Genomic DNA, 847 nt, shown 5'->3' with positions numbered 1-847 from the left:
CGCACGACGCCGACTTGCCGGCGAAATGCAGCTGCGACTGGCTGCTGAAACCCTGGGCGGTCTTGCGAACCAGGGCTGCGGGACGCGCATGCAGGCCGCCGCGATGGGTAATGCGCACGCTGGCGCTGGCATGTGCCTGGGAGTTGTCGGACACAGACTGCACGGCGGCAGGCTGACGCGCGACGATGCGCAGCAGGGCATCACCGACCTTGACCGTATTGACGGCCACCGGGCGCAGTTCGAACTGCTCGCCGTTGGTGAGGATGATCAGGCTGACCAGGCTTTTGCACTGGCGGGCGATGCGGTCCAGGTCAAAGCGCACCAGGGGCTGCCCGTTGCTGACCCGCGCGCCTTGCTTGACCAGCAGGGCAAAGCCTTCGCCATTCAATTGGACGGTATCGATGCCCACGTGCAGCAGCACCTCGGCGCCATTGTCGGCGCGGATCGTCAGGGCGTGGCCGGTACGGGCGACGTGGATCACCACGCCCGCGCACGGCGCATGCAGGCAGTCGTTGAGAGGGTCGATGGCAATCCCGTCGCCCATGGCGCCACTGGCGAACACGTCGTCAGGCACGTTGCCCAGGGTCAGCACCGGCCCGCTGAGGGGGGCGCTGAGGGTGAGGTCATTATTATTGTCGGGCATGGGCACGGTACTCATCAGGAAACGACAGAAACCAACTCAGTGGGTGCGGGTGACTTTGCTCAGGTGGCGGGGTTGATCCGGGTCCATGCCCCGGGCCTGGGCCAGGCCTGCAGCCATCACATAGAAACTCTGGATTGCCAGGATCGGGTCCAGTGCCGGGTGCTCGGCGCGGCTGAGGGTCAGGTCGCGTTCGGCAATATCGTC

The 847-nt window shown here is 65.8% G+C and carries 1 protein-coding gene and 1 pseudogene; both read right to left on the bottom strand.

Translation table 11 applies throughout. The features are described 5' to 3' along the window. A partial coding sequence (locus HBO11_RS28420) for a glucose PTS transporter subunit IIA (protein ID WP_170059069.1) occupies positions 1 to 643 on the bottom strand: 643 nt, incomplete at its 3' end. 36 nt (positions 644 to 679) lie between these two features. Beyond that, positions 680 to 847, bottom strand: a pseudogene (locus tag HBO11_RS28415) (iron dicitrate transport regulator FecR); the annotation flags it as partial.

Origin of the sequence: Pseudomonas sp. WS 5010 (assembly GCF_012985565.1) — a bacterium.
GTDB lineage: Bacteria > Pseudomonadota > Gammaproteobacteria > Pseudomonadales > Pseudomonadaceae > Aquipseudomonas.
This window is presented reverse-complemented; position numbering and strand designations above follow the sequence as displayed.